The organism is Pseudomonas sp. yb_5, assembly GCF_043103865.1.
Lineage (GTDB): Bacteria > Pseudomonadota > Gammaproteobacteria > Pseudomonadales > Pseudomonadaceae > Aquipseudomonas > Aquipseudomonas putida_Y.
This window is the reverse complement of sequence record NZ_JBICKE010000018.1, coordinates 1-12554: the sequence shown is the minus strand read 5'-3', so window position 1 is coordinate 12554 and position 12554 is coordinate 1. Positions and strand designations below refer to the sequence as shown.

The window sequence follows — 12554 nt, the reverse complement described above, 5'->3', positions numbered from 1 at the left end:
CGGTCCTGGCAATCGAGGTTGTCGCTGCCGACGCATTCGCGGGTGAACCCGCTCCTACAAGGGACCGTGTCGGCCGAACATGGTTTGAGAACATGACAGCATGCCCACCAAAGAACACCACCCCAGCGACCTGATCCGCGCCCGCGACCTCGAGGGCGTGGACGTGTGGACGTTGCCCAGCTTCGACCCGGAACCGGAGCCTGCGCCCGAGCCGGAACCGGAGCCCGAGGTCATCGAGGAAGAAATCGAGGAAGTGCCGCTGGAAGAAGTCCAGCCACTGACCCTGGAAGAGCTCGAAGCCATCCGCCAGGAGGCCTACAACGAGGGTTTCGCCACCGGTGAGCGCGAGGGCTTCCACAGCACCCAGCTCAAGGTCCGGCAGGAGGCTGAAGAGGCCCTGAAGGCCAAGCTGGACAGCCTCGAGCGGCTGATGGCCAACCTGATGGAGCCGATTGCCGAGCAGGACAAGCAAATCGAGAAGTCGCTGGTCCACCTGGTAGCGCACATGACTCGCCAGGTGATCGGCCGCGAGCTGCGCAACGATTCCAGCCAGATCACTCAGGTGCTGCGCGAAGCGCTCAAGCTGCTGCCCATGGGCGCGGACAATATCCGCATCCACCTCAATCCGCAGGATTTCGAGCTGGCCAAAGCCCTGCGCGAACGCCATGAGGAGAACTGGCGGTTGCTGGAAGACAGTGCGCTGCTGCCGGGTGGTTGCCGCATCGAGACGGCCCACAGCCGTATCGATGCCACCATGGAAACGCGTATCGAAAAAGCGGTGGCGCAGCTGTTCGACCAGTTGCATGACCAATCCCTGCACCCGGCGGCGCCAGACATGTCGACAGACCTGGATGCGCCGGTCGAGCGTACCGTGGACAGCCCAGATGCACCTTGAGCGCACCAGCTTCGGCAAGCGCCTGGGCACTTACGCTGAGGCCATTGCGCTGCCGGCCCGGCCAATCGTCGAAGGCCGCTTGCTGCGTATGGTCGGCCTCACCCTGGAAGCCGAAGGCCTGCGCGCTGCAGTGGGCAGCCGTTGCCTGGTGATCAACGACGACAGTTATCACCCGGTGCAGGTCGAGGCCGAAGTCATGGGCTTTGCCGGGCCCAAGGTGTTTCTGATGCCGGTGGGCAGCATCGTCGGCATCGCTCCGGGGGCCCGGGTAGTGCCGTTGGATGACGGTGGCCGCCTGCCCATGGGCATGAGCATGCTGGGCCGGGTGCTCGACGGCGCCGGCCGCGCGCTGGATGGTAAGGGCGGGATGAAGGCCGAGGACTGGGTGCCGATGGACGGCCCGGTGATCAACCCGCTCAACCGCGACCCTATCAGCAAGCCGCTGGATGTGGGTATTCGCAGTATCAACGGCCTGCTTACCGTCGGCCGTGGCCAGCGGCTAGGCCTGTTTGCCGGTACCGGGGTGGGTAAGTCGGTGTTGCTGGGCATGATGACCCGCTTCACCGAAGCCGAGATCATCGTGGTCGGCCTGATCGGTGAGCGGGGGCGCGAGGTGAAGGAGTTCATCGAGCATATCCTCGGTGAGGAGGGCCTCAAGCGCTCGGTGGTGGTGGCTTCGCCGGCCGACGATGCGCCACTGATGCGCCTGCGTGCCGCCATGTATTGCACACGCATTGCCGAGTACTTCCGCGACAAAGGCAAGAATGTGCTGTTGCTGATGGACTCGTTGACCCGTTTCGCCCAGGCCCAGCGGGAAATTGCCCTGGCCATCGGCGAGCCGCCGGCCACCCGTGGTTACCCGCCCTCGGTGTTTGCCAAGCTGCCAAAACTGGTCGAGCGGGCAGGCAATGGCGAACCTGGCGGTGGTTCGATCACTGCGTTCTATACCGTGCTGTCCGAAGGCGACGACCAGCAAGACCCGATCGCCGACTCGGCGCGGGGCGTGCTAGACGGCCACTTTGTGCTGTCGCGTCGGCTGGCTGAGGAAGGCCATTACCCGGCCATCGACATCGAAGCGTCGATCAGTCGGGTCATGCCTCAAGTGGTCGATGCCGACCACTTGCGCCAGGCGCAGAAGTTCAAGCAACTGTGGTCGCGTCTGTCGCAAAGCCGCGACCTGATCAGCGTGGGTGCCTATGTGGCCGGCGGTGATCCGGAGACCGACCTGGCCATTGCCTTGCAATCGAAGCTGGTGGAGTTCCTGCGCCAGGGTCTGCGCGAGAACGTGGGTATGGCGCAGAGTCGCGAACAGCTGGGGGCGATTTTCACGCCCCCGGCAGGTTGATAAGCCATGGCGCAGCCTGGGCGTGCCGCGCGCCTGGCGCCGGTGGTGGACATGGCCGAAGAGGCCGAGCGCAAGGCGGCTCAGCGCCTTGGCCACTTTCAGCAGCAGGTGGCCACGGCCCAGGCCAAGCTGGCTGAGCTGGAGCGCTTTCGCGAGGATTACCAGCTGCAGTGGATCAACCGCGGCGGGCAAGGGGTCAATGGTAGCTGGCTGGTCAATTACCAGCGTTTTCTCGGGCAGCTGGAAACGGCCATGACCCAGCAGCGCCAGAGCCTGGTCTGGCACCAGAACAACCTCAATAACGCGCGTGGTACCTGGCAGCAGGCCTATGCCCGGGTGGAGGGTTTGCGCAAGCTGGTGCAGCGCTACCAGGACGAGGCCCGGCGCGCTGAAGACAAGCGTGAGCAGCGCTTGCTGGATGAGCTGTCGCAGCGCCTGCCGCGGCAAAACCATCTATAGGTGTTCGCCGCAGGCCTTGCAGCGGAATAATTGGCCTGAAACAAATGAGAGGTCTTGCCCGCGAATGCGGTGGCGGCTGCGACGGTGTATGACCGGGTATATTGGCTGGCCGGTACAGGCCATCAAAGCCATGAGCCTGCATCCGCTTGCCACCCCCACCTTCGCCTGCTAAACCTTAAAGCAGTTGCATCCGCCATCATCGAAGGAATCGCTAGCATGGCAGTCGAGACTGATTTTTCGCAGGACGGGAAAAAGCTGACCATCAAGATCAAGGGGCGCTTCGATTTCGGCAAGCATCAGGAGTTTCGCGAAGCGTACGAACGCCAGCCCGGGCGGCCGGATTCGGTGGTCGTCGACCTGAAGGATACCACCTACCTCGACAGCTCCGCGCTTGGCATGCTGCTGTTGCTGCGCGACCACGCGGGCGGTGATGAGTCGGACGTGCGGGTGGTGCATGCCAGCTCCGACGTGCGCAAGATTCTCGCCATCTCCAATTTCGAAAAACTCTTCGATATCAGTTGAGCGCCGACATGCCGGCCGAACAGGCGTTGACCGTGCTGGTCGCCGAAGACAGTGCTGTCGATCGCCTGCTGCTTTCGCAGATCGTGCGCCGCCAGGGGCATCAGGTATTCACTGCGGAGAACGGCGAGCAAGCGGTAGCGCTGTTCATCGAGCGGCGCCCTCAACTGGTGCTGCTGGACGCCCTGATGCCGGTCATGGATGGCTTCGAGGCGGCGCGGCAGATCAAGGCATTGGCTGGCGAGGCGCTGGTGCCGATCATTTTCCTGACTTCGCTGAATGAAGAGGAAGGCCTGGTGCGTTGCCTTGAGGCGGGGGGCGATGATTTCATGGCCAAGCCCTACAGCGCGGTGATCCTCGCTGCCAAGATCCGCGCCATGGACCGTCTGCGCCGGTTACAGGCTACCGTGCTGGCGCAGCGCGACCAGATCACACGGCATCACCATCACCTGCTTAACGAGCAGCGGGTGGCCAAGGCGGTGTTCGACAAAGTGGCCCACTCTGGATGCCTTTCTGCGCCCAACATTCGCTACCTGCAATCGCCTTACGCGCTGTTCAATGGCGACCTGATGCTGGCGGCATTTACCCCGGCCGGCGACATGCGTGTGCTGCTCGGCGATTTCACCGGTCACGGCCTGCCGGCCGCGGTCGGCACCTTGCCGATGGCTGAGGTGTTCTACGGCATGACCGCCAAGGGCCACGGCATGGCGCAGATCCTGCGCGAGATGAATGCCAAGCTCAAGCGCATCCTGCCGGTAGACATGTTCTGCTGTGCGCTGCTGCTCAACCTCAGCATGCAGCGCGGCACGGTGGAGGTGTGGAATGGCGGTATGCCCGATGGGTATCGCCTGTCGGTGGATGGCCAGGTGCTGTCGGTACTGAGTTCGCGGCACCTGCCGCTGGGCATTCTGGCCGCTGAGCGCTTCGATGACAGCACTGAGGTGTTGCCGCTGGCACCGGACGAGCGCCTGTTGCTGCTGTCGGATGGTGTGCTCGATACCGCCGACGACCAGGAACGCCTGTTTGGCGTGCAGCGCCTGCGAGCGGTACTGGCCGACAACCGCGACCCTGTGCAGTTGTTCGACGAGCTGATGCTGGCCCTGGAGCGTTTTGGGGGGCAGCCACGCGATGACATCAGCTTGTGCGACATTCGCATGTTCACTGCCGAGGAGCGGGTGTCAGCACCGATGATCTACTCTGACAGCGGCCGTTCCAGCCCGTTGGACTGGTCGCTGGGCTTCGAGGTGCGCGGCGAAAGCCTCAAGCGCTTCAATCCTGTGCCGTACCTGGTGCAGTTATTGCAGGAAATTCATGGCCTGCGCGCACGTACGGGCAACCTGCACAGTGTGCTTAGCGAGTTGTATTCCAATGCGCTGGAGCATGGTGTGCTGGGCCTGGACTCGCAGCTCAAGCGCGATGTGCAAGGCTTTACCGACTATTACCAGGAGCGCGCCCGGCGCCTGGGCTCGCTGACCGAAGGCTTTGTAAGCATCGATTTCAAGGTTGAACCGCATGGCGGCGGTGGGCGTCTGATGATCGAGGTGCGCGACAGCGGTGCCGGCTTTGACGTGCAGCGAGTGCTGGCGCGGCCTTCGCCGGATCAGGGGCTGAGCGGTCGCGGTCTGAATCTGGTGAGGCAGTTGGCCAGTGATGCGCACTGGAGTGAGGGCGGGCGTTGCGCGCATGTGGAGTTCGTATGGTGAGCCGCTGGTTGGCTCGGGCATAATCTGGCTTGATCAAGGAGTGAACAAGTGACTGACATGCATATTGACCACAAGGTACTCAGTGACCTGCGTGAGGTCATGGAAGATGGCTACCTGCAGTTGGTGCAGACTTTTCTCGATGACTCAGAGCGGCGTCTTGGGCAGTTGCATGCGGCCAAAAGCGCCGAGGAGCTTGGCGCGGCGGCTCACAGTTTCAAGGGCAGCAGCAGCAACATGGGCGCTGTGGCCTTGGCCAGCCTGTGTCAACAGCTCGAAGAGCGCGCGCGGCGGCCCCCGTTGTACGGTATTGAAGACTTGATCAGCCGCATCGACATGGAGTTCGTCGTGGTGCAGCACTTTTACCGTGGTGAGCAGCAGCGTATTTCCGCAGGTTGATACGTGAGTTGGCGCGAGTCTTGCCTGTCTCTGTCTCGACGATTTTTTGTTTCTGGCGCGGAGACCGCTCGATGCCTGTCGCACCTAACCCATTGTTGCAAGCCAATGCCCTCGGCAAAACCACGCGTTCGGCCACCGTGCAGGCGGACAAGCCGCTGCAGGCGCAGGGCGACAAGGGCAATGCCTTTGGCCAGATGATGGCCAGGCAGGGCCGCGACAAGGTTGTAGGGCAGGATGACAAGGTCGCTCCGGCCAAGCCCAAGGACAAGCCTGATGCGGCAACGGGCGGCAAGAAAGACCCGGCTGGCAAGGCTGCAGTTGCCGATGACGGCAACAAGTTGCCAGAAGGCGATTCGGCCCAGGCCGATGCGGGTGTGCGCGACGCCAGCCTGGTGGCTGGTCAGGTCACCGATGCCCAGCCTGGCGCGCAACTGATCCAGGCGCAGGCCGAGGCGGTGGCGCCAGTGCTTCAGGCGGCCACGGCGCAAAGCCAGGTTGCTGCGGCATTGCCTGAAGAGCCGTCTGCCGAGGAGGCCTTCGACCCGGATGCTGACCCCCTGGCCAACTTGCCGACCCTGCGCTTGGCGCTGGAGCACAGTGCCCAGGCCAAAGGTGGCACCTCGGCACATGCCCTTGATGCTGCCCAGGCTCAGGGCGAGGAAGGGCGGGCAGCCGTCAATACCTTGGCGAATCTGGTCGAGAATGCCGATGGCGAAAGCGCCGAGTCCGGTGACAAGGCCTTTGGCGCCTTGCTTGAAGACGGCCTTAAGGACACCAAGAGTGCCAGCAGCGACACCCGCGTCGATGATTTTGCCAACCGCCTGGCCAACCTGACCCAGGCGGCCACGGCCAAGACCGCCAACGCCGTGCCGGCCAATGCGAGCCCGTTGCATCAGCCATTGCCGATGAACCAGAACGCTTGGGCCGAGGGCCTGGTCAACCGGGTCATGTACCTGTCCAGCCAGAACCTCAAGTCAGCTGATATCCAGCTGGAGCCGGCAGAACTCGGTCGCCTCGACATTCGCGTCAATGTTGCGGCGGATCAGGCCACCCAGGTTACCTTCATCAGCGGCCACGCCGGCGTACGTGATGCCCTCGACAGCCAGGTGCACCGCTTGCGCGAACTGTTTGCCCAGCAGGGGTTGGCGCAGCCGGATGTCAACGTCGCTGACCAGTCTCGCGAGCAGCAACAGCAGCAGGGGCAGGCGCAGGGCGGCAACCTGTCCGGGGTGGCGGCGCGCCGGGCCGAGCAGGGTGGGTCCGAGGCGGTCGACAGCGCCCGGCCTTTGGAGCGGCAGGTGGTTATCGGCGACAGTGCGGTCGATTACTACGCCTGATAACTGTTGGCCTGTGCTGGCTTCTTCGCGGGCACGCCCGCTTCCACAGGCATTTCGTTGATTTCGAACCCTGTGCGGTACCTGTGGGAGCGGGCGTGCCCGCGAAGAAGCCAGCACCGCAAACCTGCTGGAATCCATCCACTGCAAAATCTGGCATAACACTTGCTCAAGCCAAGCCATCCTCCCTTGAACCCCCGATGGACGACGGATTATTGGCATGGCGAAGAGCGAAGCAGTCAAAGACCCCGCCACTAAAGGCAAACTCAAGCTGATCCTGTTGGCCGTGGTAGGCCTGTTGCTGGCGATCGGCCTTTCGGTGGGCGCTACCTGGTTCATCATGCACAAGAGCGAGCCGGCTCCGGCCACCGAGGCTGCGGCCAGCAACGTCAAGCCAGCGGCGATCTACGAAGCGCTGACCCCGGCTTTCGTGGTCAACTTCAACCAGAACGGCCGTCAGCGCTACATGCAACTGAGCATCACCCTGCAGGCGCGTAACCAGGCCGACCTGGATGCGCTCAAGGTGCACATGCCGGTTATCCGCAACAACCTGGTGATGATGTTCTCCGGGCAAGGGTTCGACGCCCTGGCCAGCAGCCCGGTAGGGCAGGAGATGTTGCGCCAGAAGGCCACTGCGGTGGTCCAGGAAGTGGCGCAGAAGGAAGTCGGCAAGCCGGTCGTTGACCAGTTGCTGTTCACCAATTTCGTATTGCAGTAGGAGTCCGCAATGGCCGTACAGGACCTGCTGTCCCAGGATGAAATTGATGCCCTGTTGCACGGCGTCGACGACGGTCTGGTGCAGACCGAGAGCGCATCCGAGCCTGGCAGCATCAAAAGCTACGACCTGACCAGCCAGGATCGGATCGTACGGGGTCGCATGCCGACCCTGGAAATGATCAACGAACGCTTCGCCCGCTACACCCGTATCAGCATGTTCAACCTGCTACGCCGCTCCGCAGACGTGGCCGTGGGTGGTGTGCAGGTAATGAAGTTCGGTGAATACGTGCACTCGCTGTACGTACCCACCAGCCTCAACCTGGTCAAGATCAAGCCGCTACGCGGCACCTCGCTGTTCATCCTCGACGCCAAGCTGGTGTTCAAGCTGGTGGACAACTTCTTTGGCGGCGATGGCCGCCACGCCAAGATCGAGGGGCGCGAGTTCACCCCGACCGAACTGCGCGTGGTGCGCATGGTGCTGGACCAGTGTTTCGTCGACCTCAAGGAAGCCTGGCAGGCGATCATGCCGGTCACCTTCGAGTACATGAACTCTGAGGTCAACCCGGCCATGGCCAACATTGTCGGCCCCAGCGAGGCGGTGGTGGTGTCCACCTTCCACATCGAACTGGACGGCGGTGGTGGCGATCTGCATGTGACCATGCCGTACTCGATGATTGAGCCGGTGCGGGAAATGCTCGATGCCGGTTTCCAGTCGGATCTGGACGACCAGGACGAGCGCTGGGTCAAGGCCCTGCGCGAGGACGTGCTGGACGTGGCCGTGCCGATGAGCGCCACGGTCGCCCGGCGCCAACTGAAGTTGCGCGACATCTTGCACATGCAGCCGGGTGACGTGATTCCGGTCGAGCTGCCTGAGCACCTGGTGCTGCGCGCTAACGGGGTGCCCGCGTTCAAGGCGCGGCTGGGCTCGCACAAGGGCAACCTGGCCCTGCAGATCATCGACCCGATCGAACGCCGCTGACGGTGTGCCGGTCGCTTACAACGAATTGAATGCCTGTCGAGGAAATCATGGCTAACGAAAACGAGATCACCTCCCCAGAGGACCAGGCACTGGCCGATGAGTGGGCCGCAGCGTTGGAGGAAACCGGTTCAGCCGGCCAGGCCGACATCGATGCGCTGCTGGGCGGGGATACCGGCAGCAGCAGCGGCCCGGGCCGCCTGCCGATGGAAGAATTCGCCAGCTCGCCGAAGCCGAACGAAAATGTCAGCCTCGAAGGCCCGAATCTGGACGTGATCCTGGACATTCCGGTGAACATTTCCATGGAGGTGGGCAGCACCGAGATCAACATCCGCAACCTGCTGCAGCTCAACCAGGGCTCGGTGATCGAGCTCGACCGCCTGGCCGGCGAGCCGCTCGACGTGCTGGTCAACGGCACGCTGATCGCCCATGGCGAAGTGGTCGTGGTCAACGAAAAGTTCGGCATCCGCCTGACCGACGTGATCAGCCCCAGCGAACGTATCAAGAAGCTGCGCTGAGTGAAAGGCACGATGCGCGCCATCGCCGCAGTCGCGGCGCTGTTCGCCAGCCACGCCTGCCTGGCCGCGGCCACGCCAGCGGCCACCCCGGCGGCTCAACCGGGCAGTCTCGGCGGGCAGCTGGCGCAGATGGTGTTGGGCCTGCTGCTGGTGGTGGGCCTGATCTTCTTCCTGGCCTGGCTGCTTCGGCGCCTGCAGAGCACCGCAGTGAAGGGTGGGCAGGTGATCGAGATCGTCGGCAGCCGTGCCATCGGCCCGCGTGACCGCCTGCTGCTGGTGCAGGTAGGCAAGGAGCAGATCCTGATCGGCCATACCCCCGGCAGTATCGAGGCCGTGCACGTACTGGCCGAACCCGTGGAAGTGCCGGCAAGTGTCCGTCAGGCGACGCCGGAGTTTGCCCAGCGGCTGATGGAGCTGATGGGCAAGGACCCTAAGGACAACAAGTGATGAGCGGCGCGCTGCGTACGTTGTTGACTCTGGCGCTGCTGTTGGCTGCGCCGCTGGCTCTGGCCGCCGACCCGCTGTCGATACCGGCCATTACCCTGTCCAACACCCCGGACGGGCAGCAGGAATATTCGGTCAGCCTGCAAATCCTGCTGATCATGACCGCGCTGAGTTTCATTCCGGCGTTCGTCATCCTGATGACCAGCTTTACCCGCATCATCATCGTGTTCTCGATCCTGCGTCAGGCCCTGGGCCTGCAGCAGACACCGTCCAACCAGCTGTTGACCGGCATGGCGCTGTTCCTGACCATGTTCATCATGGCGCCGGTGTTCGATCGGGTGAACCAGGACGCGCTGCAACCGTACCTGAAGGAGCAGATGACTGCCCAGCAGGCGATCGACAAGGCTCAGGGGCCGCTCAAGGACTTCATGCTGGCGCAAACCCGGCAAAGCGACCTTGACCTGTTCATGCGCCTGTCCAAGCGTACCGACATCGCCGGCCCCGACCAGGTGCCGCTGACGATCCTGGTGCCAGCGTTTGTTACTTCCGAGCTGAAGACGGCGTTCCAGATCGGTTTCATGATCTTCATCCCGTTCCTGATCATCGACATGGTCGTGGCCAGTGTGCTGATGGCCATGGGTATGATGATGCTTTCGCCGCTGATCATCTCGCTACCGTTCAAGATCATGCTGTTCGTGCTGGTCGATGGCTGGGCGTTGATCATGGGTACCCTGGCCAGCAGTTTCGGCGGCGTCTGACGCCGTCAAGGAGAGCCGCCGATGACACCTGAAGTCGCTGTCGACCTGTTTCGTGATGCCCTGTGGCTGACCACCCTCATGGTCGCCGTGCTGGTGGTGCCGAGCCTGTTGGTGGGCCTGGTGGTGGCGATGTTCCAGGCTGCCACGCAGATCAACGAACAGACCTTGAGCTTTTTGCCGCGCCTGCTGGTGATGCTGATCACACTGATCGTCGCCGGGCCTTGGCTGGTGCAGAAGTTCATGGAGTACTTCACCACCCTTTACACCAACATCCCGCAGCTCATTGGTTGACGCGGCGATGCTGGAGCTGACCGACACGCAGATTGGCACCTGGGTCGCCACCTTCATCCTGCCGTTGTTCAGGGTGACTGCGGTGCTGATGACCATGCCGATCTTCGGTACCCGCATGTTGCCGGCGCGGATTCGCCTGTACGTCGCGGTGGCGGTGACCGTGGTGATCGTGCCGGCATTGCCGCCACTGCCCGAGTTCGACCCGTTGAGCCTGCGTGGTATGCTGCTGTGTGCCGAGCAGATCATCGTCGGGGTGCTGTTTGGCCTGGCTTTGCAGTTGCTGTTTCAGGCTTTCGTGGTGGCCGGGCAAATCGTCGCGGTACAGATGGGCATGGCGTTCGCCTCGATGGTCGACCCCGCCAATGGTGTCAACGTCACGGTAATCAGCCAGTTCATGACCATGCTGGTGAGTGTGCTGTTCCTGTTGATGAACGGCCACCTGGTGGTGTTCGAGGTGCTGACCGAAAGTTTTACCACCCTGCCGGTGGGGAGTGCGCTGGTGGTCAACCACTTCTGGGAGCTGGCCGGGCGCATGGGCTGGGTGTTCGGTGCCGGCCTGCTGTTGATTCTGCCGGTGATCGCTGCGCTGCTGGTGGTGAACATCGCCTTTGGCGTAATGACCCGCGCTGCGCCGCAGCTGAACATTTTCTCTATCGGCTTCCCGCTGACCTTGGTCATGGGCATGTTCATCTTCTGGGTCGGCCTGGCCGATGTCCTGTCCCACTATCAGGCATTGGCCAGCGAAACGCTGCAATGGCTGCGTGAACTGGCGAGGGCGCGCTGAGCATGGCAGAAAGCGAGAGCGGGCAGGACAAGACAGAAGAACCCACCGAAAAGCGCAAGCGCGACGCCCGCGAGAAGGGCGAGGTCGCCCGCTCCAAGGAGCTGAACACGGTGGCGGTGACCCTGGCGGGCGCCGGTGGCCTGCTGGCGTTCGGTGGCCACGTGGCCGAGACGTTGCTGGCGTTGATGCGCATGAACTTCAGTTTGACCCGCGACATCATCGTCGATGAGCGGGCCATGGGCGCCTTCCTGCTGGCCTCGGGCAAGATGGCCATCTGGGCGGTGCAGCCGGTGCTGATCCTGCTGTTCGTGATTTCCTTCGTGGCGCCCATCGCGCTCAGCGGTTTCCTGTTCTCGGGCAGCTTGCTGCAGCCAAAATTCAGCCGCATGAACCCGCTGTCGGGGATCAAGCGTATGTTCTCGATGAATGCCTTGACTGAACTGCTCAAGGCGCTGGCCAAGTTCTTCGTGATTCTGGTGGTGGCGGTGCTGGTGCTGTCCAGCGACCGCCAGGCTTTGCTGTCGATTGCCAATGAGCCGCTGGAGCAGGCGATCATCCACAGCTTGCAGGTGGTGGGCTGGAGTGCCTTGTGGATGTCAGCCGGGTTGTTGCTGATTGCCGCAGCGGATGTGCCGTTCCAGCTGTACCAGACGCACAAGAAAATGAAGATGACCAAGCAGGAAGTGCGCGACGAGTACAAGGACAGCGAGGGCAAGCCCGAAGTCAAGCAGCGTATTCGCCAGCTGCAGCGCGAGGTGTCGCAGCGGCGCATGATGGCGGCGGTGCCGGATGCCGACGTGATCATCACCAACCCGACGCATTATGCGGTGGCGTTGCAGTACGACCCGGAGAAGGGCGGTGCGGCGCCGTTGCTGCTGGCCAAGGGTAGCGATTTCATGGCGTTGAAGATTCGTGAAATTGGCGTAGAGCACAACATCCAGATCCTCGAATCGCCGGCGCTGGCGCGGGCGATTTATTACTCCACCGAACTCGAGCAGGAGATCCCGGCGGGGCTGTACCTGGCGGTGGCGCAGGTGCTGGCGTATGTGTTCCAGATTCGCCAATACCGCGCCGGCAAGGGCAAGCGGCCGGAGCCGCTGAAAGACGACCTGCCGATCCCGCCGGATTTGCGGCGTGACAGTTGACCTTGTGTCACGGCTTCAGGCCATTTCGCGGGCGGGCCTGTTCCTGCGCGGTGGTGGACACATGTCGGTGGTTGGGCGCAGGCCGTCGTAGGAGCGGGTTCACCCGCGAAAGGGCCGGTCCTGCTGGCCAATTTCCATCCGCCGTTCACCGTTGCCGCCGCTACCGTATTCGCGGGTAAACCCGCTCCTACCACGGTGGTGGGCGCAGGTCGGTGGTTGGGCACAGGCCGTCGTAGGAGCGGGTTCACCCGCGAAAGGGCCGGTCCTGCT

15 protein-coding genes are annotated in these 12554 nt (G+C 62.9%); all 15 read left to right on the top strand.

Annotation, left to right across the window (positions count from 1 at the left end; genetic code table 11):
• Positions 1-100: 100 nt before the first annotated feature.
• The gene (fliH, locus tag ACF8GF_RS02210; protein ID WP_176685403.1) at positions 101-895 is read left to right on the top strand and encodes a flagellar assembly protein FliH; all 795 of its coding nucleotides are present in this window, start codon (positions 101-103) and stop codon (positions 893-895) included.
• Positions 885-2240 (top strand): flagellar protein export ATPase FliI, encoded by a 1356-nt coding sequence (fliI, locus tag ACF8GF_RS02205; protein ID WP_392461859.1) that lies wholly within the window; start codon positions 885-887, stop codon positions 2238-2240. The genes fliH and fliI overlap by 11 nt, the downstream gene beginning before the upstream one ends.
• 6 nt (positions 2241-2246) lie before the next feature.
• Positions 2247-2699 (top strand): flagellar export protein FliJ, encoded by a 453-nt coding sequence (fliJ, locus tag ACF8GF_RS02200; protein WP_103462206.1) that lies wholly within the window; start codon positions 2247-2249, stop codon positions 2697-2699.
• Between the two features lie 216 nt (positions 2700-2915).
• A complete protein-coding gene (locus tag ACF8GF_RS02195) occupies positions 2916-3221 on the top strand; it encodes an STAS domain-containing protein (RefSeq protein ID WP_176685404.1) in 306 nt (101 codons plus the stop codon).
• Between the two features lie 8 nt (positions 3222-3229).
• A complete protein-coding gene (locus tag ACF8GF_RS02190; RefSeq protein WP_392461857.1) occupies positions 3230-4921 on the top strand; it encodes a SpoIIE family protein phosphatase in 1692 nt (563 codons plus the stop codon).
• 48 nt (positions 4922-4969) lie between these two features.
• Complete coding sequence (locus ACF8GF_RS02185; RefSeq protein ID WP_004577674.1) at positions 4970-5317, top strand: Hpt domain-containing protein; 348 nt, start codon at positions 4970-4972, stop codon at positions 5315-5317.
• 71 nt (positions 5318-5388) lie between these two features.
• Positions 5389-6654, top strand: a complete 1266-nt coding sequence (locus tag ACF8GF_RS02180; protein ID WP_392487959.1) for a flagellar hook-length control protein FliK — start codon at positions 5389-5391, stop codon at positions 6652-6654.
• Positions 6655-6871: 217 nt separating this feature from the next.
• Positions 6872-7369, top strand: coding sequence for a flagellar basal body-associated protein FliL (gene fliL, locus ACF8GF_RS02175; protein ID WP_176685407.1), 498 nt, complete (start codon positions 6872-6874; stop codon positions 7367-7369).
• A 9-nt stretch (positions 7370-7378) separates the two neighbouring features.
• A complete protein-coding gene (gene fliM / locus ACF8GF_RS02170; protein ID WP_021785186.1) occupies positions 7379-8347 on the top strand; it encodes a flagellar motor switch protein FliM in 969 nt (322 codons plus the stop codon).
• 47 nt (positions 8348-8394) lie between these two features.
• Positions 8395-8862, top strand: a complete 468-nt coding sequence (gene fliN, locus ACF8GF_RS02165; RefSeq protein ID WP_029615633.1) for a flagellar motor switch protein FliN — start codon at positions 8395-8397, stop codon at positions 8860-8862.
• Positions 8863-9309 (top strand): flagellar biosynthetic protein FliO, encoded by a 447-nt coding sequence (gene fliO, locus ACF8GF_RS02160; protein WP_392487958.1) that lies wholly within the window; start codon positions 8863-8865, stop codon positions 9307-9309.
• Entirely contained in the window at positions 9309-10064 is a 756-nt protein-coding gene (gene fliP / locus ACF8GF_RS02155) for a flagellar type III secretion system pore protein FliP (RefSeq protein ID WP_003254415.1), read from the top strand. Before fliO ends, fliP begins: the two co-directional genes overlap by 1 nt.
• A gap of 21 nt (positions 10065-10085) precedes the next feature.
• Complete coding sequence (gene fliQ / locus ACF8GF_RS02150) at positions 10086-10355, top strand: flagellar biosynthesis protein FliQ (RefSeq protein WP_103462211.1); 270 nt, start codon at positions 10086-10088, stop codon at positions 10353-10355.
• A 7-nt stretch (positions 10356-10362) separates the two neighbouring features.
• Positions 10363-11139, top strand: a complete 777-nt coding sequence (gene fliR / locus ACF8GF_RS02145) for a flagellar biosynthetic protein FliR (protein WP_209967365.1) — start codon at positions 10363-10365, stop codon at positions 11137-11139.
• A gap of 2 nt (positions 11140-11141) precedes the next feature.
• On the top strand, positions 11142-12284 hold the full coding sequence (gene flhB, locus ACF8GF_RS02140; RefSeq protein WP_209967362.1) for a flagellar biosynthesis protein FlhB: 1143 nt from the start codon (positions 11142-11144) through the stop codon (positions 12282-12284).
• The last annotated feature ends 270 nt before the right edge of the window (positions 12285-12554 follow it).